The 26,148-nt window shown below is 67.7% G+C and carries 28 protein-coding genes; 11 read left to right on the top strand and 17 right to left on the bottom strand.

Going from position 1 to position 26,148, the window contains the following annotated elements; translation table 11 throughout:
- Positions 1–8: 8 nt before the first annotated feature.
- From AC1RRW_RS09530 to AC1RRW_RS09465, 14 genes are all read right to left on the bottom strand, one after another.
- Entirely contained in the window at positions 9–1,112 is a 1,104-nt protein-coding gene (locus tag AC1RRW_RS09530) for an MFS transporter (RefSeq protein ID WP_492900477.1), read from the bottom strand.
- Between the two features lie 117 nt (positions 1,113–1,229).
- Entirely contained in the window at positions 1,230–2,228 is a 999-nt protein-coding gene (gene thiL / locus AC1RRW_RS09525; RefSeq protein WP_492900476.1) for a thiamine-phosphate kinase, read from the bottom strand.
- Positions 2,229–2,235: 7 nt separating this feature from the next.
- Positions 2,236–2,688: a transcription antitermination factor NusB gene (gene nusB, locus AC1RRW_RS09520; protein ID WP_492900632.1), complete on the bottom strand. Its 453-nt coding sequence runs from the start codon at positions 2,686–2,688 to the stop codon at positions 2,236–2,238.
- A 26-nt stretch (positions 2,689–2,714) separates the two neighbouring features.
- The gene (ribH, locus tag AC1RRW_RS09515; protein WP_492900475.1) at positions 2,715–3,224 is read right to left on the bottom strand and encodes a 6,7-dimethyl-8-ribityllumazine synthase; all 510 of its coding nucleotides are present in this window, start codon (positions 3,222–3,224) and stop codon (positions 2,715–2,717) included.
- Between the two features lie 33 nt (positions 3,225–3,257).
- The gene (locus tag AC1RRW_RS09510) at positions 3,258–3,905 is read right to left on the bottom strand and encodes a riboflavin synthase (RefSeq protein ID WP_492900474.1); all 648 of its coding nucleotides are present in this window, start codon (positions 3,903–3,905) and stop codon (positions 3,258–3,260) included.
- The gene (gene ribD / locus AC1RRW_RS09505) at positions 3,905–5,038 is read right to left on the bottom strand and encodes a bifunctional diaminohydroxyphosphoribosylaminopyrimidine deaminase/5-amino-6-(5-phosphoribosylamino)uracil reductase RibD (protein ID WP_492900473.1); all 1,134 of its coding nucleotides are present in this window, start codon (positions 5,036–5,038) and stop codon (positions 3,905–3,907) included. Before ribD ends, AC1RRW_RS09510 begins: the two co-directional genes overlap by 1 nt.
- Complete coding sequence (gene nrdR, locus AC1RRW_RS09500) at positions 5,031–5,525, bottom strand: transcriptional regulator NrdR (RefSeq protein WP_492900472.1); 495 nt, start codon at positions 5,523–5,525, stop codon at positions 5,031–5,033. Before nrdR ends, ribD begins: the two co-directional genes overlap by 8 nt.
- A gap of 10 nt (positions 5,526–5,535) precedes the next feature.
- Positions 5,536–6,006 carry a PIN domain-containing protein gene (locus AC1RRW_RS09495; protein ID WP_492900471.1) on the bottom strand — a complete coding sequence of 157 codons (471 nt, stop codon included), beginning with the start codon at positions 6,004–6,006 and terminating at the stop codon, positions 5,536–5,538.
- Complete coding sequence (locus AC1RRW_RS09490; protein ID WP_492900470.1) at positions 6,006–6,248, bottom strand: hypothetical protein; 243 nt, start codon at positions 6,246–6,248, stop codon at positions 6,006–6,008. The genes AC1RRW_RS09495 and AC1RRW_RS09490 overlap by 1 nt, the downstream gene beginning before the upstream one ends.
- Before the next feature lie 73 nt (positions 6,249–6,321).
- A complete protein-coding gene (glyA, locus tag AC1RRW_RS09485; RefSeq protein ID WP_492900469.1) occupies positions 6,322–7,620 on the bottom strand; it encodes a serine hydroxymethyltransferase in 1,299 nt (432 codons plus the stop codon).
- A gap of 210 nt (positions 7,621–7,830) precedes the next feature.
- Positions 7,831–9,072: a L,D-transpeptidase family protein gene (locus tag AC1RRW_RS09480; RefSeq protein WP_492900468.1), complete on the bottom strand. Its 1,242-nt coding sequence runs from the start codon at positions 9,070–9,072 to the stop codon at positions 7,831–7,833.
- A gap of 315 nt (positions 9,073–9,387) precedes the next feature.
- Positions 9,388–9,900 carry a transcriptional regulator LdtR gene (gene ldtR / locus AC1RRW_RS09475; RefSeq protein WP_492900467.1) on the bottom strand — a complete coding sequence of 171 codons (513 nt, stop codon included), beginning with the start codon at positions 9,898–9,900 and terminating at the stop codon, positions 9,388–9,390.
- Between the two features lie 207 nt (positions 9,901–10,107).
- Positions 10,108–10,563, bottom strand: coding sequence for a DUF6163 family protein (locus tag AC1RRW_RS09470; protein WP_492900466.1), 456 nt, complete (start codon positions 10,561–10,563; stop codon positions 10,108–10,110).
- 3 nt (positions 10,564–10,566) lie between these two features.
- Positions 10,567–11,724 (bottom strand): enoyl-CoA hydratase/isomerase family protein, encoded by a 1,158-nt coding sequence (locus tag AC1RRW_RS09465; RefSeq protein WP_492900464.1) that lies wholly within the window; start codon positions 11,722–11,724, stop codon positions 10,567–10,569.
- 155 nt (positions 11,725–11,879) lie between these two features.
- Here AC1RRW_RS09465 and hemB point away from each other — a divergent pair, with 155 nt between their 5' ends.
- From hemB to AC1RRW_RS09440, 5 genes are all read left to right on the top strand, one after another.
- Positions 11,880–12,953 (top strand): porphobilinogen synthase, encoded by a 1,074-nt coding sequence (gene hemB, locus AC1RRW_RS09460; RefSeq protein ID WP_492900463.1) that lies wholly within the window; start codon positions 11,880–11,882, stop codon positions 12,951–12,953.
- Between the two features lie 107 nt (positions 12,954–13,060).
- Entirely contained in the window at positions 13,061–14,548 is a 1,488-nt protein-coding gene (locus AC1RRW_RS09455) for an N-acetylmuramidase domain-containing protein (protein WP_492900462.1), read from the top strand.
- 113 nt (positions 14,549–14,661) lie between these two features.
- Positions 14,662–15,993, top strand: a complete 1,332-nt coding sequence (locus AC1RRW_RS09450) for a branched-chain amino acid ABC transporter permease (RefSeq protein WP_492900460.1) — start codon at positions 14,662–14,664, stop codon at positions 15,991–15,993.
- A gap of 36 nt (positions 15,994–16,029) precedes the next feature.
- Positions 16,030–17,274 (top strand): threonine ammonia-lyase, encoded by a 1,245-nt coding sequence (locus AC1RRW_RS09445; protein WP_492900458.1) that lies wholly within the window; start codon positions 16,030–16,032, stop codon positions 17,272–17,274.
- Between the two features lie 58 nt (positions 17,275–17,332).
- Positions 17,333–17,803 carry an RDD family protein gene (locus AC1RRW_RS09440; protein ID WP_492900456.1) on the top strand — a complete coding sequence of 157 codons (471 nt, stop codon included), beginning with the start codon at positions 17,333–17,335 and terminating at the stop codon, positions 17,801–17,803.
- A 10-nt stretch (positions 17,804–17,813) separates the two neighbouring features.
- Here the strand turns inward: AC1RRW_RS09440 and AC1RRW_RS09435 are convergent, their stop codons facing one another.
- Complete coding sequence (locus tag AC1RRW_RS09435; protein WP_492900455.1) at positions 17,814–18,050, bottom strand: ribbon-helix-helix protein, CopG family; 237 nt, start codon at positions 18,048–18,050, stop codon at positions 17,814–17,816.
- Positions 18,047–18,463 carry a PIN domain-containing protein gene (locus AC1RRW_RS09430; protein ID WP_492900454.1) on the bottom strand — a complete coding sequence of 139 codons (417 nt, stop codon included), beginning with the start codon at positions 18,461–18,463 and terminating at the stop codon, positions 18,047–18,049. Before AC1RRW_RS09430 ends, AC1RRW_RS09435 begins: the two co-directional genes overlap by 4 nt.
- 121 nt (positions 18,464–18,584) lie before the next feature.
- On the opposite strand from AC1RRW_RS09430, the gene AC1RRW_RS09425 reads away from it, so the two are divergent.
- The 6 genes from AC1RRW_RS09425 to AC1RRW_RS09400 all read left to right on the top strand — a co-directional run bounded on the left by AC1RRW_RS09425 (position 18,585) and on the right by AC1RRW_RS09400 (position 23,507).
- Positions 18,585–19,331: an arginyltransferase gene (locus AC1RRW_RS09425; RefSeq protein ID WP_492900453.1), complete on the top strand. Its 747-nt coding sequence runs from the start codon at positions 18,585–18,587 to the stop codon at positions 19,329–19,331.
- A gap of 135 nt (positions 19,332–19,466) precedes the next feature.
- Positions 19,467–20,114, top strand: coding sequence for an RraA family protein (locus AC1RRW_RS09420; protein ID WP_492900452.1), 648 nt, complete (start codon positions 19,467–19,469; stop codon positions 20,112–20,114).
- Positions 20,114–20,428, top strand: coding sequence for a UxaA family hydrolase (locus AC1RRW_RS09415; protein WP_492900451.1), 315 nt, complete (start codon positions 20,114–20,116; stop codon positions 20,426–20,428). The genes AC1RRW_RS09420 and AC1RRW_RS09415 overlap by 1 nt, the downstream gene beginning before the upstream one ends.
- Positions 20,425–21,618 (top strand): UxaA family hydrolase, encoded by a 1,194-nt coding sequence (locus AC1RRW_RS09410; protein WP_492900450.1) that lies wholly within the window; start codon positions 20,425–20,427, stop codon positions 21,616–21,618. The genes AC1RRW_RS09415 and AC1RRW_RS09410 overlap by 4 nt, the downstream gene beginning before the upstream one ends.
- Positions 21,619–21,798: 180 nt before the next feature.
- The gene (locus AC1RRW_RS09405; RefSeq protein ID WP_492900449.1) at positions 21,799–22,812 is read left to right on the top strand and encodes a DUF2336 domain-containing protein; all 1,014 of its coding nucleotides are present in this window, start codon (positions 21,799–21,801) and stop codon (positions 22,810–22,812) included.
- A gap of 89 nt (positions 22,813–22,901) precedes the next feature.
- Complete coding sequence (locus tag AC1RRW_RS09400; RefSeq protein WP_492900448.1) at positions 22,902–23,507, top strand: outer membrane protein; 606 nt, start codon at positions 22,902–22,904, stop codon at positions 23,505–23,507.
- 216 nt (positions 23,508–23,723) lie between these two features.
- Here the strand turns inward: AC1RRW_RS09400 and parC are convergent, their stop codons facing one another.
- Complete coding sequence (gene parC / locus AC1RRW_RS09395; RefSeq protein WP_492900447.1) at positions 23,724–25,970, bottom strand: DNA topoisomerase IV subunit A; 2,247 nt, start codon at positions 25,968–25,970, stop codon at positions 23,724–23,726.
- Positions 25,971–26,148 lie beyond the last annotated feature (178 nt).

Raw genomic sequence — 26,148 nt, 5'->3', positions numbered from 1 at the left:
CGCGAGGATCAGACCGCCGCCGCCCGCTTCCGCAGCGCCTGCCAGCCGACCAGCGTCAAAGCGACGGCGACAGGCGGAAAAACCAGCCAGTTGACGCTGGTCCAGCCGCCGGCATTGAGCAGTCCGCCGGCCGAGAACGAGGCGATCGCGACCGAGCCGAAGACGAGGAAGTCGTTCGCCGCCTGGACCTTGACGCGTTCCTCCGGCCGGTAGCAGTCGGTCACCAGCGCGGTCGCGCCGATGAAGCCGAAATTCCAGCCGAGACCGAGCAGCACGAGCGCGATCCAGAAATGACCGACGCTGATGCCGCTCAGGCCGACGACGGCGGCAAGCGCGGTCAGGCCGAGACCGACGGCCGTGATCGTCTCCTTGCCGTAGCGGGCGATCAGCTTGCCGGTGAAGAAGCTCGGCCCGAACATCGCCAGCACATGCCACTGGATGCCGAGCGCGGCATCGCCGACCGAATGACCGCAGCCGACCATCGCGAGCGGGGCCGCCGTCATGACGAAGCTCATCAGCCCGTAGGCGACGAGCGCCGCCGCGACCGAGGCGATGAATTTCGGCTGGCGCATGATCTCCGGCAGCGGCCGGCCGCCACCGGACTTGACCGCCGCGACAGGCGGCGCGCGCAACAGCAGCACGACGCCGATGGCGAGGAAGGCGAATGCGCCCTGGGCGAGAAAGCTCGCCGCGAAAGGGGCGTCCGGCGTCAGGTCGCGCGTCCAGTAGACCGATTGCGGGCCGATGACCGCCGCCGCCAGTCCGCCGATCATCACCCAGGAGATGGCCTTGGCCTTGAAGGCGTCGCTCGCGGTGTCGGCGGCCGCGAAGCGGTAGCTCTGCACGAAGGCGCCATAGACGCCGCACAGGAAGGTCCCGATGCAGAACAGCCAGAAGACGCGCAGACCCGCGCCGGCGGCGGCGATGCTGGCGGCGACGACGCCCGTCGTGGCGCCGATGAGATAGCCGCCGCGCCGCCCGAGCCGGCGCATCAGCATGGCGGCCGGAATGACGCCCGCGGCGATGCCGAGTTGCATCAGGCTCACCGGCACGGTCGCGAAGGTCTTGTCCTCGACGAGGCCCGCGCCCACGATGCCGCCGAGCGAGATCACGATCGCCGGGCTCGCGCCGCCGAGCGCCTGGCGAGGACATCGCCCTCGGTCGCTGTTACCGATTGAATCATTCGCATCGCCGCCGGTCAGGGAGCGCGGCCGGTTGCGAAGCCGCGTTCAGAAATGGGTGAAGGACCGGAGCGCGAACTCGCGCGGCCGGCCCTGCTGGATGAAGCGCGTCACGCCGGCATCCGCCGTGACGCGGCCGATCGCGGTCAAGGTGACGCCGACCGCTTCGGCTGCCCCGATCAGAGAAAGATAGTCTCTTTCGGACGCCGCGCAGAGAATTTCGTAATCGTCGCCGCCGGTCCAGGCCAGTTCCAGCAATGCGGGATCGGCCATGATCGCGGCGCGGGCCGCGGGCGAGAGCGGGACGGCGTCGAGATCGACCTCCGCTCCGACGCCGGAGGCGGCCAGCAGCTTGCCGAGGTCACCGACAAGTCCATCGGAGAGGTCCATCGCGGCGGAGGCGCGGGCCTGCAAGGCCTCGGCGAGCGCAAGGCGCGGACGCGGATGCAGATAGCGGTCGGCCAGGCCGGCGCGGTCCTCATCGCTCAGCGCCGCGACCCAGCCGGGCCGGTCGGGCCCATGCACCCTCAGGCCGAGCGCGCCATCGCCGATCGTGCCCGAGACGAGCAGGACATCGCCTGGTTTCGCGCCGGAGCGCGGCACCATCCGCCCGGCCGGCACGCTGCCGAAGGCGGTGATCGAGAGCGTCAGCGGGCCGGGCGTCGAGACGGTGTCGCCCCCGATCAGGGGGCAGCCACCCTCCTCCGCGATCCGCTTCAGGCCCTGGGCGAAACCGTCGAGCCAATCTTCCGTCCAGCCGCGCGGCAGCACGAGCGACAGCACGAAGCCTTCCGGTTTCGCACCCTTGGCGGCGAGGTCGGAGAGGTTCACCGCCAGCGCCTTGCGGGCGATCGAGGCCGGCGGGTCGTCGGGAAAGAAATGCACCCCGGCGACGAGCGCATCCGCCGTGACCACGATCTCGTAGCCGCGCGCCGGCCGGATCAGGCCGGCATCGTCGAGAAGGCCGAGGCCGCCCGACCCCGCGATCGGGGCGAAATACCGGGCGATCAGCTCGAACTCGCCGGGGCGCTGCGCGTCGTCGGCCATGACGGCGTCACGCCGCCGGCTGGTCGAATTCTTCGATGCGGAAATCGCGGGCCATCTTGTCGAGCACGGCGTTGACCATGCCGATCTCCTCGCCCTCGTAGAAGGCGCGCGTCACCGCGACATATTCGGAGATCACGGCGCGGCCGGGCACGTCCTTGCGGAAGACAAGCTCGTAGGCTCCGGCCCGCAGCACGGCGCGGACCACGGCCTCGACGCGCTTCAGCGGCCAGCCGGAGGCGAGCGTCCCGTCCACGGAGCGGTCGATCAGGCGCTGCTCGCGCACGACGCCGCCGAGCAGGTCGCGGAAAAAGGCGATCTCGGCCTTGGGCAATTCGATGTCCTCGACTTGCCTGCCGATCCAGAAGGCCTCGAACTCGGCCATCGCCTCGACGACGCCGCGCCCGCCGATCTCCATCTCGTAGAGCGCCTGCACGACCGAAAGCCGCGCCCCGCGGCGCATCTCGGCCCGGTTCGATTCCGGCCGGCTCACTTGGACTGTTCCCCGAGCGAGCGCTTGTAGCGCAGAACGCCGAGCGCCGCTTCCGCGGCGCCGCCGCCCTTGTCCATCCCGGAGCGGTTGGCGCGGGCCCAGGCCTGCGCCTCGGTCTCGACGGTGAGGATGCCGTTGCCGAGCGGCAGCGCGTAGGCGACCGAGATATCCATCAGCGCGCGCGAGCTTTCGCCGGCGACGATGTCGTAATGGCCGGTCTCGCCGCGGATGACGGCCCCGAGCGCCACGACCGCCTCGTAAGGATCGACCGCCTCGTCGGCGGCGCGCAGGCCGATGATGATGGCGGACGGGATTTCGAGCGCGCCCGGCACGGTGACGACATCGACGCGGCATTCGGCCTTGTCGAGCACGGCGAGCGCGCCCTCGAGCAGTTCGTCGGCGAGACTGTCGTAGAAGCGCGCCTCGACGACGAGCACGCGCGCCCCGTCGAGCGGAGCCAGAGGTTTGGTGGCGTCTTTCGCCGAAGTTTGCCGGGGTCCGGCCATGGGTTCTTGTCCTTGCAGGGTTGAGGGCGCTGGTTACCCCTGCGCGCGCGCCTCCGCAAGCCGCGCGGCGTAGCGCGCCATCAGATCGACCTCGAGATGGATGGGATCGCCGGCCTTGCGCGCGCTCCAGGTGGTGACGCCGAAGGAGTGCGGGATGAGCAGCACGGTGAGGACGTCGTCCGCGACGCTGTTGACGGTGAGCGAGACGCCGTCGAGGCAGATCGAGCCCTTCGCCGCGATGAAGCGCGCGAGAGGCGCCGGCGCGCGGATATGGAAGCGGGCGGTCGCGCCCCAGGGCTGATCGGGATCCGCCGCGATCGGCTCGATCGCCTCGATGGTCGCGACGCCGTCGACATGGCCGGTGACGAGGTGGCCGCCGAGTTCGTCGCCGACCTTGAGCGCGCGTTCCAGATTGACCGCCGTGCCGGGCGCCCAGTCGCCGACAAGCGTCTTGGACAGCGTCTCGGCCGCCGCCTCGACCTGGAAGACGCAGCCCGCCTCGCCACCCGCACGCGGACGCAGAGCCGTGACCGTCAGGCAAACGCCGGCGCAGGCGATCGAGGCGCCGATCTCGATTCCGGCCGCGTCCCAGGGGCAGGCGATGGCGAGCCGCCTCAGGCTCGGCCCTTTGCTTTCGGCCTCCACGACCGTGCCGATGGCGGTGACGATGCCGGTGAACATCAGGCGATCCTCGAAAAATGCTCGAAACGGTCATGGCCGATCAGGCCGGTGTCGATGCGCCGGTAGAGATCGGGGTTCGCCAGCAGCGCCGCAAGGTCTTTACGCACGGCGACGACGCCTTGGCGGCCCAGCGGGTTCGGTGAGGTCGAGACGATGACCTCGTCGACAAGGCCAGCCTGCGCCAGCTTCTCGCCGATCGTCGGGCCGCCCTCCGAAAAGATGCGTGTGATGCCGCGGGCTCCGAGCAGGCGCAGCGCCTCGCCAAGATCGAGATGGCCGTCGGGACCGGGGCCGACGCGCATGACCTCGACACCGGCTGCGACCAGCGCCATCTCATTGGCGACCGGCGCGGTTTCCGCCGCGATCGCCCAGACAGGAACCTCTTTCGCAGTGTGGACGAGCCGCCCGCCGAGCGGCAGGCGCAGATGCGAATCCAGGATGACGCGGATCGGCGAGCGGCCCGCCATGCCGGGCAGGCGCACCGTCAGCAGCGGATCGTCGGCCAGCACCGAGCCGATGCCGAGCATGATCGCGTCGTGATGCGCGCGCTGGAGATGCACCCAGGCCGAGGCCGCCGGGCACGAGACGGCGAGCCGCGAGCCCCCTGCCCCGCCGGCAAAGCCGTCGGCCGTGCGCGCGACCTTGAAGGTCACCATCGGCCGGCCTTGCGTGACCCGCAGGACATGGCCGCGATGGGCGGCCTGCGCCTCCGCCTCCAGCACGCCGGTCGTCACGTTGAGCCCGGCGCTGCGCAGCAGCGCGAAGCCGAGCCCGCGGAAGAGCGGGTTTGGATCGGCCATCGCCGCGACGACGCGCGTCACGCCGGCGAGGATGGTGCGCTCGACGCAAGGCGTCGCCGCGCGGATCGTGCGGTGCGAGCAGGGTTCAAGGGTGACGTAGAGCGTGCCGCCGGCGACGGCGATCGGATCGGCTCGGTCGAAGGCGTTGGCCTCGCCATGGGGCCGTCCGCCCGGTTGCGTGTGGCCGCGCGCGACCACGACCGGGCCATCCGGCGTCGCCTGCGTCACGATCGCGCCGACGCAGGGATTCGGCCAGGTCGCGCCCTGTCCGCGCGCGCCGAAATCCAGCGCCTGGCGCATGAAGACGCGGTCGAGCGCGTCCTGATCAGTCATCGTCGCGGACAGGCGGCGGCGCTTCCGCGCTCTCCTCGTCGGCGCTGAGCTGGCCCAGGATCGCCTCGAAATCGCGCGCCTCTCGGAAATTCTTGTAGACCGAGGCAAAGCGGACATAGGCGACGTCGTCGAGCGCCTTCAGCCCTTCCATCACCAGTTCGCCTATGGCGGAGCTCGCGATCTCGCCCTCGCCCGCGCTTTCGAGCTGGCGCACGATGCCGTTGACCATGCGCTCGATCCGCTCGGGCGCGACCGGGCGCTTGCGCAGCGCGTGCTCGATGGACGTTTGCAGCTTGTCGCGGTCGAAGGCGGCGCGCCGGCCCGAGCGCTTGACCACGACGAGCTCGCGCAACTGCACCCGCTCGAAGGTGGTGAAGCGGCCGCCGCAATCGGGGCAGACCCGCCGGCGCCGGATCGAGGCGTGGTCGTCGGTGGGGCGGGAATCCTTCACCTGCGTATCGAGGGAGCCGCAATAGGGACAGCGCATGGGGCGGCTTTCAGGACGTTTGCGCGGCGGAGGCGAACGCCTCCTCGCTCAGAGCGGCGGCGAGGTTGGCGCTGGACCAGGACGGCCAGCCGGTCCCGGCGAAATCGCGGTCATGCGACCAGATGTCGGCATCGTAGGTCCAGGCGAGCGCGAGGATATGGGCATCCTTGATGCTGCCGTTTCGGGAGGCCGGCGCATGCTGGAGGCTCCGCTCGGCCGAGCGCAGGCTATCGTCATAGCGGATTGTCTCCACCACCTCGATTGCTTCCAGAAGCTCGTCCGCGATCTCGATCAGGACCGGAACGTCAGGATCGAGCCGGGACAGGACATGCCTCACTTCCAGGGACGCATCCACGGAGATGATCAGCGCGCGCCTGGCGCTGATCATCTCCAGCAAAGGTCGCGACCGGAAGCCGAGCACCGCGCTCAGAATGATGTTCGCATCGACGATGATCGTTTCCGAGGGTCCACGCGGTCGCATCAATCGTCGCGTTCGCCGAGAAAGCGTTCCAGCCTCAGCTTTGTCTCAGGAGAAAGCGCGGCGTGATAGTCGTCGCTGCGCTTCAACGCGGCCGATATCCGTCCGGCATCCGGTCTTTTGACCGGCACAAGCAGCCCGACGGTTGCCGAACCGCTCTTGATCGGAACGGAATGCGGCAGGGCCTGAATCGCCCCCGCCGACATCTTCTGCAGCTCTCGCATCGTCACGCTATGACGGCTCATATCGGCCTCCTTCGCCGACATGTATGTAACCCCGTAGTGCGGCATGATCAAGCCGCTCGCGAGGCCGAGCGCCTCAATAGATCGGGAACCGCCCGGTCAGCTCCTTGACCTTGCCCGTGACCGCCGCCTCGACCGCGCCGTTGCCCTCCTCGCCGTTCGCCGCCAGCGCGTCCAGCACCTCGGCGATCAGCTCGCCGACGCGCTTGAACTCGGCGACGCCGAAGCCGCGCGAGGTCGCCGCCGGGGTGCCGAGCCTGATGCCGGAGGTGACCATCGGCTTTTCGGGATCGAAGGGGATGCCGTTCTTGTTGCAGGTGATGTGGGCGCGGCCGAGCGCGGCCTCGGCCGCCTTGCCGGTCACCTTCTTGGAGCGCAGATCGACCAGCATCAGGTGGTTGTCGGTGCCGCCGGTGACGAGGTCGAAGCCCTTGGTCTTCAGGGTCTCGGCCAGCGCCCTGGCGTTCTCGACCACGGCGCGCGCATAGATCTTGAACTCGGGCGCCAGCGCCTCCTGGAACGACACCGCCTTGGCGGCGATGACGTGCATCAGCGGGCCGCCCTGGATGCCGGGGAAGATCGCCGAATTGAACTTCTTCGCCAGCGCCTCGTCATTGGTCAGGATCATGCCGCCGCGCGGGCCGCGCAGGGTCTTGTGCGTCGTGGTGGTGACGACATGGGCGTGCGGGAACGGCGAGGGATGCGCGCCGCCGGCGACGAGCCCTGCGAAATGGGCGATGTCGACCATGAAATACGCGCCGACCTTGTCGGCGACCTCGCGGAAGCGGGCGAAATCCCAGTGCCGGGCATAGGCCGAGCCGCCCGCGACGATGACCTTGGGCTTGTGCTCGAGCGCGAGCCGCTCCAGCGCGTCGTAGTCGATCGTCTGGTCGACGACACAGACGCCGTAAGACACGACGTTGAACCATTTGCCCGACTGGTTGACCGGCGCGCCATGGGTCAGATGCCCGCCGGCGGCGAGATCGAGCCCCATGAAGGTGTCGCCGGGCTGCATCAGCGCCATGAACACGCCCTGATTGGCCTGGCTGCCCGAGTTCGGCTGGACATTGGCGAATTTGCAGTCGAACAGCCGGCAGGCGCGCTCGATCGCGAGTTTCTCGGCGATGTCGACGAATTGGCAGCCGCCGTAATAGCGCCGGCCGGGATAGCCTTCGGCGTATTTGTTGGTCATCACCGAGCCTTGCGCCTCCAGGACGGCGCGCGAGACGATGTTCTCCGACGCGATCAGCTCGATCTCGTCGCGCTGGCGGCCGAGTTCGAGCTCGATGGCGCGAGCGATCTCGGGGTCCGCGTCGGCGAGCGAGGCGGCGAAGAAAGAGTTCGAGAGGTGCTTGGCGGCAGCGGCTTGCGTCATATCCGGCTCCTGACGATTCGGCGGCCGATCACGGCCGGGCGCGGTCGGGGCGGTGCGTATCATGGGTGGGGGGGATGGTGAAGGGGCTGGGTGATCGGCCGCCTTGGGCATCCAGCCCAATCGGTCCGCCATTCGTCGCGCCCTCAGCCGAACGGAAAACCCGCCGGTCGCCCGGCGGGTTCATCGGAGAGCGGCGGAAAAGCCCGGCCCTCAGATATCCTGCTCGCGCTCCAGCGCCGCCACCGGCGCCGGTCCGAGCCCGTCCTTGTTGTAGATGTCGTCGCGGAACTGGACGCCGCCGTCGGGCGTCGCCCAGGCGGTGACGTAGACCCAGTAGCACGGCACCGGATTGACGATGCGGGCGTTGACGCGCTCTCCGGACTGGATCGTCGCATCGATCTTGGCGCGGTCCCAGCCCGGCGTCTCCTTGAGCAGCCAGGCGATGTAGTCGCGCACGTTCTGGACGCGGATGCAGCCGGACGAGACGAAACGGAAATCGTCGCCGAAGATGCCCTTGGCCGGGGTGTCGTGCATGTACACGCCGTCCTTGCTCGGCGTGTTGATGCGCACGAAGCCGAGCGAATTGAACTCGCCGCCAGGGTCCTGCCGGAAGGTGTAGCGCGTCGCCTCGTCGGAATTCCAGTTGACGCGTCCAGGCGGGATCTCTCCGTTCGGGCCGATGATCCGGATCCGGTTCTCGGTGAGATAGTTCGGCTCCTTGCGCATCTTCGGGATCAGATCCTTGCGGATGATCGAGGCGGGCACTGTCCAATTGGGATTGAAATTGATTTCCGGGATACGGGTCGAGAGCAGCGGGGACGGGCGGTCGGCCCGGCCGACGCCGGCGGCGTGGCGGGTCACGACAACGCCGTTCTCGACGGTCTCGATCATGGCGGCGGGAATGTTGGCGACGACGTAGCGAGCGCCGAGATTGCCCGACCAGGTGCGCAGGCGCACGACATTGGTCTCGAGCTGGCGGATGCGCCGGTCGATGGGCACGTTCATCGCCGCGAGCGTGGCGCGGTTGATCGCGCCCGTGGTGGACAGGCCCATGCGCGCCTGGAAGCGGCGCACGCCGGCCTCGACATAGGAATCATAGACGTTGCTGCCGCCGGCGTTGGCGTCGAGATCGCCCGTGATGATCAGGCGCTGGCGCAGGGCGACGACGCCCGGGCCGCGCGAGCCGACGGAGAGCTTGTCGCCGAGCTGGACGGCCGGCCAGCCGCCGCGCGCGGCGAGATCGCGATAGGCGACGATCGCGGCTTCGGTCGCGGCGAGCGACTCCGGCGAGAGCATCGGGGTGGAGGACCGGGCGACCGCGTTGCGCGCGCCGGCGTCGTAGTTCTGGCGCCATTCCGCCTGCTGGGCGAAGGCAGGCGCGGCCGCGGCGGCGGCCGCCCCCGAAAGCAGACCCAGCATGGTCTCGCGGCGGGTCAAGCTCGGATTGGACATCTCTTTCCTCATCATCGACATCATGGTGCGAAGACTTGCCGTGGGCGTCAGCCACCCATGCAAGCGCGCACCGAATTGGCGTCCGCTCCCGACGCCCGATGGGCAAGGAGCGAACAGCGATCGATGCGACGATCCCCTAACACGATTAACGTCGCGTGATGAGCGCGGCGATTTTAGGGCGGATTCGACGGCGGACGGGCCCGGCCCGCATCTCGATGCTGCAAGACGGACGGTGTCACCGCAACGCCACGTCCGGCCGGGCAGAGCCCGGCCGGACGTGGGAGACAGCGCCGCAGCCGCGAAAAGCGGCGGTTTTCAGAGCTTGTAGCGGATCTGGTCGGTCCAGAAGCGCTCCAGCCGCAGCAGGGCGTTGTTCATCCGCTCGAAGTCGTCCGAGGCGATGCCGCCGATCTGCTCGACCGTGCGGACATGCTTGTCGTAGACGCCCTTCACGAGATTGTGCACGTCCTTGCCCTTGTCGGTCAGGCTGATGCGCACCGAGCGCCGGTCGATCCGCGAACGGGCATGGTGGAGATAGCCGAGCTCGACCAGCTTCTTGACGTTGTAGGAGACGTTGGAGCCGAGATAGTAGCCCCGCGTCCGCAGTTCGCTGGCGCTGAGCTCGGCATCGCCGATATTGTAAAGCAACAGCGCCTGCACGCTGTTGACGTCGTCGCGGCTGCGGCGCTCGAACTCGTCCTTGATGACGTCGAGCAGGCGGCGATGCAGCCGCTCGACCAGGGTCAGGGATTCGAGATAGAGGGGCTTGACCTTAAGATCAGCATCATCCGCGACGGCCGTAGCCGAAGTCTTCACGCTCGCTTTCATGGTATATCCCGCCTGTTGAATATCGGCCAGGATTTGTCTCCCGGTCCGCTTCTGAGAAACACCATAGCCAGCGCGGATGAAAACGAGTTTAAATATCAGGATGAATCGGAGATTTAGCCGTTTCGGTAAATCCAAGATGAAGCCGGAATCGCTTAAGCTAAAGTCTTTGTTACCGCGACCCGGCGGATTGCAGGCGCCTGGCGCTTCTTACGACGCCTCGTTCTCGGCCGCCCATGTGGCGACGAAGTAGGCCACGATCAGCACGGCATAGCCCGCCACCAGCAGCGTCGTCATCGGCAGCAGGCGCGGGAAGAAGAAGCCGAGCAGGAGATGGCTGATCGTCGCGAGCAGCCAGAGCACGCCGCCCCAGGTCGAGACCAGCCAGAGGCCCACCGCGGCGACGAGATCGATCACGGCGAAATAGATCGTGATCGCCTGGAAGCTCAGGAGCCGCGCCTCGAAGAGCGGCTGGTTCGGTTCGCTCAGCCCGAAGATCACCGCCCAGGCCATCAGGCCCTTGGCGAGCCAGACGACCGAGAGCAGGCGCAGGAGCCAGACCAGGAAGCGGCGGAAGCGCATCGACCGCGCCGCCCCGCCGGACGCGATCGACATCTCCATGCCGGTCGAGACCGGCGCCGCCTCGCCATCGCCTCCCTGTCCCACCTGTCAGCGCTCCAGCACGAGGTCGTCTTCGCCGAGCGGGGCGAAATAGGCGGCGACCGCGGCTGCATCGAGCGCCTCGATCGTCGACGGCTTCCAGAGCGGCGCATGATCCTTGTCGACGACGACGGCGCGGACGCCCTCGTAGAATTCGTGCCCCTTGACGATGCGCGAGACGATGCGGAACTCGGTCGTCATGGCCTCGCTGAAACTCATCTTCCGGCCCTGCCGCATCTGCGCGAAAGCAATGGCGACGCTGGTCGGCGACTTGGTCCTGATCGTCCGCAGCGCCCTGGCCGCGAAGGCGCTGCCGGCCTCGGCCTCCCGCGCGAGGCTCGCCAGCACGGCGTCCAGCGTCGGCTGGCCGAAGCAGCGCGCGATGACGGCGCGCTCGGGGCTCAGCTTCGGCGGGCCGGGATCGTGGCTGAAACGGCCCAGGATGTCATCGAGCGCGGCGCGGCCGGTCAGCGCGTCCGCGAGTTCAGCCATGCGGCCGCTCGGCACGGCATGAGTCGCAAGCCCCAGATCGAGCGCGTCGGCCGCGTCGACCCGGTCTCCCGTCAGCGCCAGGAAGACGCCTGCCGCATCCGGGAGACGCGGCAGGGCGTAGGTCGCCCCGACATCGGGAAAGAAGCCGATGCCGACCTCCGGCATGGCGAAGAGATAGCGCTCGCCGGCGATGCGGTGGCTGCCATGCAGCGAGATGCCGACGCCGCCGCCCATGACGATGCCGTCGATCAGGGAGACGTAGGGCTTCGGATAGCGCTGGATGCGGGCGTTGAGGATATATTCCTCGCGCCAGAAGGCGAGCATCTCGGCATGGCGGCCGGCGCGGCCGAGATCGTGCAGCGCGCGGATGTCGCCGCCGGCCGAGAACGCCTTCTCGCTGGCGCTGACGACGACGACGCGGGCCACCCGCGGGTCATGCTCCCAGGCGTCGAGCGCGCGCGCCAGTTCGCGCACCATTCCGAAGGAGAGCGCGTTCAGCGCCTTGGCCCGATCGAGCACGACGACGCCGGCGGCGCCGCGGCGCTCGCAGACGATCCCGGCCTCGCCGGCTTCGGCGAGGCCGATCCTGGAGTCCTGGATGTTGGAGTCTTGGATGTTGGAGTCTTGCGACATCGCGGCCAGCGCCCTTCCGGTCGGGCGGTTCTGGTCCGGCATGGCCGGCCTTGTCAACGCACCGGCCCGCGAGGCGGCGCGGCGCGCAGACGGTCCTTGCGACGATCGACCCTGTTTTGGAACGGTTCCGATGTGCTAGCATCGACCGAACGCGAGATCATCGCGGCGCGAACGACAGGCGCGGGGCGGAGGCAGTCATGGCATCTCGGGTTGTGCAGCCCTTTCCGCATTCCGTGCCCACGCCGCAGGCGCGGCAGGACGATGCGGCACAGAAGGCCGTCGACTCGCTGGGGCTGACGCGGCGCATGCGGCGCAACCGCAAGGCCGAGTGGTCGCGCCGGCTGGTGCGCGAGACGGTGCTGACGACGGCCGACCTGATCTGGCCGCTCTTCCTGGTCGATTCGGGCGAGGCGCGCAGCGCGATCGCCTGGATGCCGGGCGTCGACCGGCTCAACATCGAGGAGGCGGTGCGCCAGGCGGCCCATGCCGCCGAACTCGGCATTCCCGCGATCGCGCCCTTCCCCTTCGTCGAGAAGAGCCTGCGCGACGCCACCGGCTCCGAGGCCCTGAACGCGCGCAACCTGATGTGCCGCGCGGTCAGGGCGATCAAGGCCGAGGTGCCGCAGATCGGCATCATCTGCGACGCGGCGCTCGACCCCTACACCTCGCATGGCCATGACGGCGTCATGCTCGGCGAGCGCATCCTCAACGACGCCAGCGTGCGCATCCTGACCCGGCAGGCCCTCGCCCTGGCCGATGCCGGCGCCGACGTGATCGCACCTTCGGACATGATGGACGGGAGGGTCGGGGCGATCCGCGCGGCGCTCGACGCCTCGGGCCATGAGGACGTGCAGATCATGGCCTATGCGGCCAAGTATGCGTCGGCCTTCTACGGCCCGTTCCGCGATGCGATCGGCACCAATGCGACCCTCGTCGGCGACAAGCGCACCTACCAGATGGATCCGGGCAATTCCGACGAGGCGATCGCCGAGGTCGCGCTCGACATCGAGGAAGGCGCGGACATGGTGATGATCAAGCCCGGCCTGCCCTATCTCGACATCGTGGCCCGGGTGAAGGACCATTTCCGGGTGCCGACCTTCGCCTACCAGGTCTCGGGCGAGTACGCGATGATCGTGGCCGCGGCCCGGAACGGCTGGCTCGACGGCGACAAGGCGATGGTCGAGAGCCTGACGGCCTTCAAGCGCGCCGGCGCCGACGGGGTGCTGAGCTATTTCGCGCCGATGGTGGCGGAGAGGCTGAAGGCGGGCTGAAGGAACCTCGTCCAAACGCGACAATAAAAGAGCCTCAGAGATGGTTGACGTATAGTTACTTCGCGCTAGAGTTGAAAATCGTTCCTCTCAGCGATGGTGGTGCTTATATGTCGGCCTCTGAACTTTCGGGATTTGGACTGGCTGAGGAATTCGCAGCCAAGCTCTTGGTGGTACTCGATCAATGTCGAGCTGAAGGATACCAGTTCAAAATCTCGCAAGGCTTGCGACCACCACAAAAGCAGGCCGAGTATTACTGCAAGTGGAAGAAGCGGTCGGTTGCCGATATCGAGGCGGCCGCGAAAAAAATGAACGATGACGGAGCGGTATGGCTTGCCGCTTTGCTGCTGTCTTACAAGAATATCAAACGTCAGCCGAAATGGCTGACGAGCGCATTGCCCGGTGCGGGCTGGCACCAGTGGGGAGAGGCGGCCGATTGCTATTGTTTCCGCAATGGCGCCATCGTCGATGACGGCAGCGATCCGTCTTACGAATTCTATGCAAAGGCGGCGATGAAGCAGGGGCTCACGGCAGGATATTATTTCAAAGAGCAGGATTCAGGCCACGTTCAGCTTCGAGCGTCGCCTACCGCTGCATCTATTTATACCTGGACGCATATCGACGGGGTGATGCGCGAGCGGTTTGCAGACAAGACTATGGTCGCGCTGTCTGCCGACGCGGATCAGACAATGTTCACGATACAGCCGATGGGCGATCTTGGGCCGGCAATTGCGTATGCCTCCCTGTCTATGGCGACAAGCGGCCGCTTCAAGGACGATCCTGAACTGTCGATGGTGCCGATCAAGCCGAAGCGTCGCGTCGACGGCGCCGGCACGGCCGGCGTGCTGCGCGCGCTCGTCGAAGTCTATAATCGCGTCGGCGGCCTGATCGATGAACTAGCAGTCAAGACTGCCATCGATCCGGTCACGGTCCTCGCCGTCTGGTACGTCGAAAGCAGCGGTCGCAATTTCACGCCCGGCTCGCCGATCCTTCGCATCGAGAACCACGTGCTCTTCCGCAGATGGGGAAAGGATCATGCCCAGGTCTTCGACAAGCATTTTCGCTTTGGAGGCCGTGGCGGAGTCGCGGGCAAGCCATACAAGAACCACGCTTTCCGAATCGACGAGACGTCGCCCTGGCGGAAATCGCATGTCGACGACCAAGCCGTCGAATACGAGGCCTTCCGGCTGGCCGAGACGCTAGCTTCGCGCGAGGCGGCGTGCCTGTCGTCCAGCTGGGGCGGCCCCCAGATCATGGGCTTCAACCATGACGAGTGCGGTTATGGCTCGGCGACCGCGCTGGCAGACGCTTTTGCCGATAACGAGCGCTGGCATGTCCTGGGTTTCGCCGATTTCTGCCAATCGAATTCGCTGATCAAATTGATCCGCGACAAGGATTGGACTGCGTTCGGCCAGCGATACAATGGCGACGGCCAAGTATACGGCCTCAAGATCAAGGAGACCTACGAGCTAAAATCGAAGTTCTTAAAGCTGCCTCGCATCGACGCTGCCGAACCGGGCAGTTCCGGTCTGCTGACCGCTAATCTGCCGAGCCCCTCGATCGTCCAGCTGCCCGTTTCGGCTGCCGCCGTGGCGTGAGCGAACACATGGTGCCGGCACGGGACCTATCGGCAGGAGACGCGACCGTCTTTTGCGACGCAGGTCGTGCAGATGGATGACACCCTTGTTCGACGCGCGCTAGCGTATCGCCGATGCGCTTCGTCCCGCCGATTCTGCTGGCTCTCGCCCTCGCCTCCTGCGGCGAGCGCTTCGACACCGACCAGCAGCGGCTGTGCCGGCAGGCGATCCCGCCGCTCAACCCGCCCGAGGCCTATATCGTGGTCGAGCCGCCCGAAGCCGGGCCGTTGCCGAACTCGCTGCGCATCCCCTACAGGATCGAGAGATGGGGCGACACGCCGCGGCGGCGGGTGATCGACTGCCTGTTCGCCGGCGAAGGCCAGAGCCTGCGCCGCGGCGAACTGATCGGCATCGCCTCGGACGGGCGGCCGATGGCGGATGCCAGCTTCTACTTGATGCGGCGCTTCTATCTGGAGAACCGCGAGGAGCCGCCGCCCGACCCCGGCGCGGCGCGGGCCGAGAGCCTGCCCGAACTGTCGCCCGGCCTCGCCTATGGCCTGCAGCAGGGCCTGGCCGCCCTGCCCTCGGCGGCGATCTATGCCCTGCTCGCCTGCGCCTACGCCCTGATCTACGGGCTGACCGGGCGGATCATCCTCGGCTTCGGCGAGTTCGCGGCGCTGGGCGCGCTGTCCAGCGTCGTCGGCGTCGCGCTCCTGCTGTCGCTGGCGCTCTCGACGCCGGCCTCGGGGCTCGTCGTCGCCTTCGTCGTCGCCGTCCTCGTCTGCGCGCTGCACGGCTTCGCGACGAGCCGCTTCGTGCTGCGCCCGCTCGGCAAGGCCAACGGCCAGCAGGTGCTGATCGCCACGATCGGGCTCGCCATCGCATTGTCGGAGTATCTGCGGCTGGCGCAGGGGCCCGACCTGCGCTGGCTGCCGCCGGTGTTCAACCAGCCCTGGGCGCTGGCGAAGGCCGGCAGCTTCGTCGTCACCGCGACGCCGCTCGGGCTCGCGCTCGCGGCGGTCGGGCTTGGCGTCGCGCTCGGCATCGTGCTGCTGATCAGACTCTCGGCCTATGGCCGGGCCTGGCGGGCAGTGTCCGACGATGCCCGCACCGCCGCCCTGTTCGGCGTCGACGCGCGCGCCGTGCTCGACAGGGCGGTGATCCTGGCCTGCGCCGCCTGCGGGGTGGCCGGCGTCATCGTCACCGCGATCTATGGCGGCATGGGTTTCGCCGGCGGCTTCACGCTCGGCCTGAAGGCCTTGGTCGCGGCGGTGCTCGGCGGCATCGGCTCGGTTTCGGGGGCGGCGCTGGGCGGGCTTTGCATCGCGCTGTTCGAAGTGGTCTGGTCCTCGACCATGCCGCTCGAACAGCGCGACATCGCGGTCTATGCCTTGCTGGCGATGGTGCTGGCGCTGCGGCCGGGCGGCTTCTTCGGCGACGGCGCGCTTTCGCCGAGGGATGTCTGAGACGGGACAAGCGGGGCAGGCGATGGGACACGGGCGATGAGGGAACCCTTCGCGATCGGCTTTTCCGATGTCGAGGCGGCTGCGCGACGCATCGAGGGGCATGTGCTGCGCACGCCGCTCGTCCCGTCGCCACGCCTGTCCGAGCTGACCGGCGCGACGGTGCTGGTCAAACACGAGAACATGCAGGCGACCGCCTCCTTCAAGGAGCGCGGCGCGGTCAACAAGCTCCTGAGTCTCGACGAGGACGAGAGGGCGCGCGGCGTCATCGCGATGTCGGCCGGCAACCATGCCCAGGCGGTGGCCTATCACGCCCGCCGCTTCGGCATCCCGGCGACGATCGTGATGCCCGAGACGACGCCGCTGGTGAAGGTCGAGAACACGCGGGCTCACGGCGCGCGCGTCGTGCTGCATGGCGAGACGCTCTACGAATCGGCCCAGAAGGCGCGCGAACTCGCCGATGCCGAGGGCCTCGGCCTCGTCCATCCCTATGACGACCCGGCGATCATGGCCGGCCAGGGCACGGTGGCGTGCGAGATGCTCGACGACGAGCCCGATCTCGACATGCTGATCGTCCCGCTCGGCGGCGGCGGGCTGATGGCCGGCAACGCGGTCGCGGCCAAGGCGCTGAAGCCCGAGATCGAGCTGATCGGGGTCGAGGCCGCGCTCTATCCGTCCTTCTACAACGCCGTGAACGCCGAGGATCTCGAGATCGGCGGCGCGACGCTGGCCGAGGGCATCGCGGTCAAGACCGTCGGCGTGCAGACGCTGCCGATCGTCTCCAGCCTCGTCGCCGACATCGTGCTGGTCGGCGAGGACCTGATCGAGCGCGCCGTCAACGCCTATGCCTGCCTGCAGCACACGCTGGCCGAAGGCGCGGGCGCGGCGGGACTGGCGGCCATGCTGAAGGAGCCCGGCCGCTATGCCGGCCGCAAGGTCGGGCTCGTGCTCTGCGGCGGCAATATCGACACCCGCCTGCTGGCGGCGATCATGGTGCGCGAGCTTGAGCGCGAGCAGCGCATCGTCGCCTTCCGCCTGACCAGCAGCGACCGGCCCGGCCTGCTCGGCAAGGTCGCGAGCCTGCTCGGCGCGGAGGGCGCCAACATTCTGGAGGTCAGCCACGGCCGGCTCTTCCTCGACGTTCCCGCCAAGGGGGTTTCGCTCGACGTCACGATCGAGACGCGCGGCGACGACCACAGCCGCATGATCGAGCATGCGCTGCGCGAGAACGGCTACGCGCCGCGCCGGATTCTGCCGCGCGGCCTTGCGGAACCGGGACGCTGATCAGACATTGTGTGGTGCGGGCGATCTCGCCCGTTCCGGCCAAGGATCACGACCTCCGATGAGCGACACCCGTTACGGCAACTCCCCGATCGCGCCGATCGAGCGGCGGCCCCCGCAGGATGTCAGCGGCGTGATGGGCTCGCGCGTCTTCGCCTGGATCGGCGACATCGTCGTCGTGTTCGTGCTGAGCTCGCTGCTCGTGCTCGCGATCACCGTGCTCGGCGTGCTGACGCTGGGCCTCGGCTGGCTGCTGTTCCCGGCCGTCGCCGCGACAGCGTTCGTCTATGCGGCGATCACGATCGGCGGGCGCAGGCAGGCGACCTGGGGCATGCGTATGGCCGGCCTGCGCGTCGAGACGGCGAATGGCGGCCGGCCTGACGCGCTCGCGGCGGCCGTGCATGCGCTGCTGTTCTACGTCGCGGCCGGCACGGTCGGCCTGTGGCTGCTCGACGTGCTGATCGGCTTCGTCCGCGACGACAAACGGCTGGGCCACGATCTCCTGACCGGCCTCGTGGTCGTGCGGGCCTGAGCCAACCGGATCAGGCGGCGCTTGACGAGCCGCGGTCGGCGGCATCGAGCCTGTCCAGGATACGGAGCGCAGCCTGGACATCGCCGGTCGCCGCCATAGCCCGAAAATGGTTTTCCGTGTCCCAAGCCGAGATCGCCTGCGCGCTCATTTCCTCAACGAGCTTGTTGACGCTCAAACCACGGCTTTGAGCAAGAGACTTGAGGCGATGCGCGGTATCGTCGGGCAGCCTGATCGTCAGGACGGTCATCGGATTTCCTCCAAAAACTGAGCTGGGGTCATTGCCCGGACACCGAGTTGCAGTTCGCCCCTTCGAAAGTCGCGGAGGTTGTGGGTTATGATCGCCGCGCCGCCGCCCGCCATGGCGAGTTCGATCAGGTGGTTGTCGCTTTCATCCGGAAGGTTTGGACGCCACCCAAAATAGATCGTAATCCACCGACCGTTCTTCGCCAAAGCGCTCAGGACCTGATTCCGCTCCGCCGCCGACATCTCGACGCCCCAGACCGGGCGCCGCATCAAGTCTCGATACTCCCACCAAAGTGCACTTCCAAACAATGGCTGTATCGAGCCCGTTAGTGCGGCGCGAATAACGGCTCTCGAAGCTCCACCTCGTGATCCAAGGCTAGCCACAAAGACGTTAGCGTCGATGACTGCCAGAACCATATGACAGCATATATGCTGTCACGCACTGGCTTGGCAAGCTGGATGTCTGAGCCCGAGCCTTGTTGCCGCCGCCATCGCGGCTGCTACACTGCGGGCGCAAGCGGTCCGGAGCCAGCCGAACGTGACGAAGCCATTGCGGGACGCCCCGCAATTCTACCTGACGTCGCCGACCACGTGCCCCTATCTGCCGGGTCGCGAGGAGCGAAAGGTCTTTACCCATCTCGTGGGCGGCCGCGCGCGCGACCTCAACGACGTGCTGAGCCAGGGCGGCTTCCGGCGCTCGCAGAGCATCGCCTACCGGCCGGCCTGCGAGACCTGCCGGGCCTGCGTCTCCGTGCGGGTCCGGGTCGCCGATTTCCGGCCCTCGCGCGGCTTCCGGAAGGTGATGTCGCATAACGGCGACCTGATCGGCGAGGTGCTGCCGCCGCAGCCGCGCTCCGAGCATTATTCCCTGTTTCGCGGCTATCTCGACGAGCGCCATCCCGAAGGCGGCATGGCGACGATGTCGGCGCTCGACTTCGCCATGATGATCGAGGACACCCATGTCGAGACGGCTCTGATCGAGTATCGCCGGCGCGGCCCCGATTCCGGCTTCACCGGCCGAGGCCAGGGCGACCTCTTCGCCATGGCGCTGACCGACACGCTGAACGACGGCCTCTCCATGGTCTATTCGGTGTTCGACCCCTCGCTGGAGGCGCGCTCGCTCGGCACCTTCATGGTGCTCGACCATATCGAGCGGGCGCGAAAGCTCGGCCTGCCCTATGTCTATCTCGGCTACTGGGTCGAGGGATCGCCCAAGATGGCCTACAAGGCGCGCTTCCTGCCGCAGGAGCGACTGAGCCCGCAGGGCTGGGAACGCGTCGGCTAAAACCCACGGCCTCTCCGTCATTGCTTCGTCGCCGCGCTCCTCGCAATGACGGCCGGCGTCGAACGCTCTTGTTCGTCGCTGCGCCCGCGCCCATGCTCTGGGGAACGGCCGAAGACAGGCCTGCACGGAGGATCCATGAGCGACGAACTGACCCGGCGCCTTTCGCGCTGCTACACCGGCATCGTCCACGACGTGATGCGGGCGATGGGCCTCTCGGATTTCACCCTGCCGCCCGAGCTGCGACCGCTGCTGCCGGGCGAGAAGCTCGCGGGGCCGGCCTTCACCGTCGAGGGCAAGACCGGCGCGTTCGACGCGCACGAGACGCTGCTCGGCTGGACCGGCCTGCTGTCCGCCGCCAGGCCCGGCCATGTCTGGGTCTGCCAGCCCAACACCGAGGAGGTCGCGCTGATGGGCGAGCTCTCGGCCGAGACGCTGAAGAACAAGGGCGTGCGCGGCTGCGTCATCGACGGGCTGTCGCGCGATACCGAGTTCATGATCGAGATGGGCTTTCAGGCCTTCTTCAAGGCCTATACGCCGCGCGACATCGTCGGATTCTGGCTGCCGAAGGCCGTCGACGAGCCGGTCAAGATCGGCGAGGTCTGGATCCGGCCGGGCGACTACATTCTGGGCGACCGCGACGGCATCGTGCGCATTCCCGTCGAGGTGATCGAGGAGGTTCTGGAGAAGGCCGAGGTCGCGATCGGCGCCGAGAACAAGGTGCGCGGCGCGATCCTGTCGGGCATGGACCCCAAGGAAGCCTATCTGCAGTACGGCAAGTTCTGATGGCCGCGCCCGATGCCCGGCTGATCCTGCTCGATCCGCGCGACACCGTCTTCGTCGCGCGCGCGCGGCTGAAGGCGGGCGAGTCGATCGAGACCGGGAGCGGCGCCGCCGTGATCGACAGCGACATCCCGCTCGCCCACAAGGTCGCGCGCCGCGCCATCGCTCCGGGCGAAAAAATCCTGAAATACGGCGCGTCGATCGGCGTCGCGACGCAGGCCATCGCGGCCGGCAGCCATGTCCATGTCCACAACATCAGGAGCGACTACACGCCGACCTATCATCTCGAGGACGAGCGGCAGGGAGCCTCGCCATGACGATGCGCGGCTATCTCAGGTCCGACGGGCGCAAGGGCATCCGCAACGTCGTCGCGGTCGTCTATCTCGTCGAATGCGCCCATCACGTCGCCCGCGAGATCGCCCTGCCCTGGCGCGAGGACGGCGTCCACGTCATCGGTTTTCCCGGCTGTTATCCCAACGACTACGCCGAGACGATGATGGAGCGGCTCTGCACCCATCCCAATGTAGGGGCGGTGCTGCTGGTCTCGCTCGGCTGCGAGAGCTTCAACAAATACGCGCTGGAGCGGACCGTCGCGGCCTCCGGCCGGCCGGTGAGGACGCTCATCATCCAGGGCGCAGGCGGCACGCGCGCCTCGATCGCCGAAGGCCGGCGCTGGATCGAGGAACAGCGCATCGACCTCGACACGCAGGAGCCCGTCCCGATGGCGGTGTCGGATCTGATCGTCGGCACGGTCTGCGGCGGTTCGGACGGGACCTCGGGCATCACCGGAAACCCGGCGGCGGGGCGCGCCTTCGACCGGCTGATCGCGGAAGGGGCGGCCTGCATCTTCGAGGAGACCGGCGAGCTGATCGGCTGCGAGCACATCATGGCGGCGCGAGCGGTCACGCCGGAGCTCGGCGTGATCCTGGAGCAGGCGGTGGCCAAGGCCGCGCGCTACTACGCGACGCTGGGTTACGGCTCCTTCGCCGCCGGCAATGCCGAGGGCGGCCTGTCGACCATCGAGGAGAAGTCGATGGGCGCCTACGCCAAGTCGGGCGCCTCGCCGATCTCGGGCCTGCTCAAGCCGGGCGACGCGCCGCCACGCCGGGGCCTGTATCTCCTCGACGTGGTGCCGGACGGCGAGGTCCGCTTCGGCTTTCCCAACATCAACGACAATGCCGAGATCGCCGAGCTGATCGCCTGCGGGGCGCATTGCGTTCTGTTCGTCACGGGCCGCGGCTCGGTCGTCGGCTCGGCGATCTCGCCGGTCGTCAAGATCTGCGCCAATCCGGAAACCTACCGCCGCATGGCCGACGACATGGACGTCGATGCCGGGCGCATACTGGAAGGCCGTGCCGGCCTCGACGAGGTCGGGATCGAAATCCGCGATCTCGTCGTCTCGCTGGCGCAGGGCGGGAAGACGAAATCGGAAGAGCTCGGCCATCAGGAGTTCATCCTGACCTACAAGAGCTTCGAGCCGCTCGGGCCCGCCTGCCTCCCGACATGAGTTGTGCAATTTTTAGTTGTAAATATTCATCGTAACAACTGACGATAACGTTGGTCGCGATAGAAAAGATCGCGCCAGCAGAATTCCGCGTTGTCCGCGTCGAATTCTTTCGATGACTTAAGACTGCGGCAATCGATTCGGGGACATGGTTGGCGGGTTGCGCCTGACCGGGGAATAGCCATGCTGCGGACGTTGACACGGATGCCGGCCGACATGTCGTCGGAGTCGCGCCGCGAGTTGCTGAACGCCGTCACCAACCTGTTCCTGCTCGACGACGAACCGAGCGATCTGGCCAAGGCGCATTACGGCGAGATCGCGACGCAGTCGCTGCCCCATCTCGCCGGTGAAGACCGCCGGGACTATGCCGGTCGCGTCGCGGCCACGGCCACGCTGCCCCACGCCGTCGCGACGACGCTGGCCGGCGACGCCGACGCCGATGTCGCCCGTCTCGTCCTGAAGCTGTCGCCGGTGCTGAGCGACACAGACCTCGCCGCGATCGCGGTCACGCAGTCGCAGCGCCATCTCGTCGCCATCGCCGAGCGCGCCAGGCTGTCCGAGGGCCTGACCGACATCCTTGTCGAGCGCGGCGACCGCGACGTGCTCCATACGGTCAGCGCCAATGAGGGCGCCGTCTTCTCGGACAACGGCTTCGACCGGCTGCTCCAGCGCGGCGGCGACGACGCCGGGATCACCGGCGCGCTGCAGCGGCGCTCCGATCTGTCGCCGCATCGGGCCCAGCGCGTCCTGCGCATCGTCGAGCAGTTGTCCGGCTCCGAGGCCGATACCGACCAGTCGCAGTCGCTGGCCCGCCAGGCCCGCCAGCAGCGTCTCGAAGTCAAGCTGCTGCTCGCCGATCTCACGGCGAAGACGCGCCAGCTCGACGATGTGCTGATCATGCTGGCCGACGAGGACCGCGCCTATCATGTCGCGCAGGTGCTGGCGCAAGTCGGCGCCATCGGCACCGAACAGGCATTGCGCGTGCTGATGCAGCGCGACGTCAGCGGCATCGCCGTGATCTGCCGCTCGCTCGACGTCGACGCCACCGCGTTCCGCGCGCTGCTCGACCTGCGCGGCCGGCGGCTGTTCTTCTCCTCGCAGGACCTCGACGACGCGCTGCGCGACTACAAGAAGCTCGACGCCGCCACCGCCGACCGGACGCTGCGCTTCCTCAAGCTCAAGACGAAGCTGAGCTGAAGCCTTAAGCCGCGCCACAAATCCGCGACAATCGAACGAGCTTCTGCTAGCCTGAGCGTGGCGACGGCGACGGCGAGGACGGATACGACGTGAGAGTTTCGGTTTCCCTCGGCGCGTTGTGCGCCCTGCTGCTCGGCGGCACGGCCGCCGAGGCGCAGGCCTTCCTGCCGATGACCGGGTTCGCCACCGTGCCATCCTTCGCCTGGTCGGAGCCGACGCTCGCGCCCGGCGGCGTGAAGTGGGACGGGTCATACGCCCGCATCTCGACGGGATTCCAGGTCAGCACCTCGAAGCGCATGGGAACCTATGCCGGGCCGACGATCGGGCTGGAGGCCGGCAAGATGTGGCGTGACGGCAATTTCATCTACGGCATCGCCGGCGCGGTCGACTACATGCCGGCGATCGGCGGCTACGGCACGCCGGGCTTCAACAGCATCGCCTATACGCGCGACTTCGCCGGTGCGTTCCAGATCAAGACCGGCGTGCTCGTGACCCCTGAGGTCCTGCTCTATACGAAGGTCGGCGCCAGCGCCGTCAACGAGAGCCTGCGTTTCGGCGCGACCTCGTTCTCCGGTCCCTTCTCGCGCAGCGAGATCGCCGTCAGGCCCGAGGCGCGGGCCGGCGTCGAATGGGCCGTCACCGACAAGCTGACGCTGGGGCTGGAAGTCGGTGTGGTCGGCGCGCCGATCAGGTAAAAGATCGATTCAAGGCGTTTCGGGATTGATTCCACGACTGGCTTTAACCGACTGAAAACCCCGAATTTTCGCCGGCCGCCCCGCGGCTCGTCCGCTCGGTCCCATTGCAAGCCGGCTACGCGACCGTCGTTGCCAAGGCGCTGGCCGCGCCGCATCATGCCTGGCGGGACCCAGCCCGGCGTACAGAAATATGGCCGTGACGCCGGCGGCCGGCGCCTACCCTCCGAACTTGTTGTTCTTCGGAAAGCCCTTCGGCGGCAGGCGTCCGGCCTCGCCGCGATGGCCGAGCCAGTCGATCAGCTCGCCCCGCGCCACCGTCCAGGTCCGGCCGGAGGTGTCGCGCCAGGTCAGGCCCTCGCTCAGCGTGAAGACCTTCGCGTCGGACAACCCGCCGTCCTTGTAGCGCTGCAGCCGCACGCCCTTGCCGCGCGCCATCTCCTGAACCTCCGATAGCGGGAAGCAGACGAGCTTGCGGTTCTCGCCGATGACCGCGACGTGGTCGCCCTCGGCCGGCACGGCCAGCAGCGCCTCGACCGGCATCTCGACATTGAGCACCTGCCGGCCCTTGCGGGTGTTGGCGACGATGTCGTCGGTCGGGGCGACGAAGCCGCGCCCGTCCGTCGTCACCATCAGCAGCTTGAGACCCGGGCGGTAGGGGAAGGCCGAGACGACGCCGGCATGCTCCTCCAGCTCGATCATCAGCCGGATCGGATCGCCGAAGCCGCGCCCGCCCGGCAGCTTGGCGGCATCGAGCGTGAAGACCTTGCCGTTCGAGGCCAGCACCAGGATCTTGGCAGTCGTCTCGGTGAAGAAGGAGATCCTCAGCCCGTCATCGCCCTTGAAGGCCAGCGTCGAGAGATCCTGGACATGGCCCTTCAGGGCCCTGATCCAGCCTTTCTTCGTGATCATCACCGTCACCGGCTCGCGCTCGACCATGGCCTGGGTCAGGTCGATGTCGGCGGTGTCGGGCATGTCGGCGAAGGTGGTTCTGCGCTTGCCGATCGCGGTCTCGGGACCGAAGAGCTTCTTCACCTCGCGGATGTCGTGGGCGATCAGCTTCCACTGCGTCGAGTCGGAGCCAAGCAGGGTCTCGATCTGGCCCTTCTCGAGCGTGAGCTCGTCGAACTCGGTCTTGAGCGCCATCTCCTCCAGCTTGCGCAGCGCGCGCAGGCGGGTGTCGAGGATCGCGTTGGCCTGCACCTCCGACAGCTCGAAATAGCGCATCAGCTCGACCTTGGGCTCGTCCTCCTCGCGGATGATCCTGATCACCCGGTCGAGGTCGAGATAGACGATCAGCAGGCCGCGCAGAATTTCGAGCCGCTTCTCGATCTGGCCCAGGCGATAGCGCGAGCGGCGCAGCAGCACCTCGCGGCGGTGGTCGAGCCAGGCGCGGAGCGCCTCGTTCAGGCCGAGCACGCGCGGCACGAGCCCGCCGGTCAGCACGTTCATGTTCATCGAGATGCGGGCTTCCAGCTCCGTCAGCCGGAAGAGCTGCTCCATCATCAGACCGGCGTCGACCGTGCGGGCGCGCGGCTCGATGACGATGCGGATGTCCTCGGCGGATTCGTCGCGGATGTCGGCGACCAGCGGCAGCTTCTTGTCGTTGAAGAGCTCGGCCAGCTTCTCGATCATCCGACCCTTCTGGACCATGTAGGGAATCTCGGTGACGACCGCGAGCCAGGCGCCGCGGCCCTGGTCCTCGACGCTCCAGCGCGCCCGGGTGCGGAAGGCGCCGCGGCCGGTGCGATAGGTCTCGACCATCGAGGCGCGGCTCTCGACGATGACGCCGCCGGTCGGAAAATCCGGGCCGGGCACGAAGGTCATCAGCTGTTCGGAGGTCGCCTGCGGGTGCTGGATCAGGTAGAGCGCCGCGTCGCAGAGCTCGGCGGCGTTGTGCGGCGGGATCGAGGTCGCCATGCCGACCGCGATGCCCTGCGAGCCGTTGGCGAGCAGGTTCGGGAAGGCTGCCGGGAGCACGAGCGGCTCCTCGTCCTCGCCATTGTAGGTCTCGCGGAAATCGACCGCATCCTCCTCGATGCCGTCGAGCAGGAGGCGCGCGACCTCGGTCATGCGCGCTTCGGTGTAGCGGTAGGCGGCGGCGTTGTCGCCGTCGATGTTGCCGAAATTGCCCTGCCCGTCGACGAGCGGGTAGCGCTGGGCGAAATCCTGCGCGAGGCGCACCAGCGCGTCGTAGACCGACTGGTCGCCATGGGGATGGAACTTGCCGATCACGTCGCCGACGATGCGGGCGCATTTCTTGTGGACCTGGCCGGGATCGAGCCGGAGCAGCCGCATCGCATGCAGGATGCGGCGATGGACGGGTTTCAGGCCGTCTCGCGCGTCCGGCAGGGCGCGGTGCATGATGGTGGAGAGCGCATAGGCGAGATAGCGCTCCTCCAGCGCGGTCTTCAGATCGATGCGCTCGGATTCGTCCTCCGGCGGCGGCTCGACGGGCTTGCCCATGTCCTGGTCCTACAATTTCCGGCATCCCATCGTCCTCATCCTGAGGAGCGGACGCAGTCCGCGTCTCGAAGGATGCTCCAGAGCGCGCTGGATGATCCTTCGAGACGAAGCCTGCGGCTTCTCCCAAGGATGAGGGCTGAGATGTTGCGTCCGAATCACTTGGCACGACCATGCCGAG

It is taken from the genome of Allobosea sp. GW821-FHT12C12 (assembly GCF_058807355.1).
Note: the sequence above shows the minus strand (reverse complement) of the source record. Positions and strands in the feature narration are given on the sequence as shown.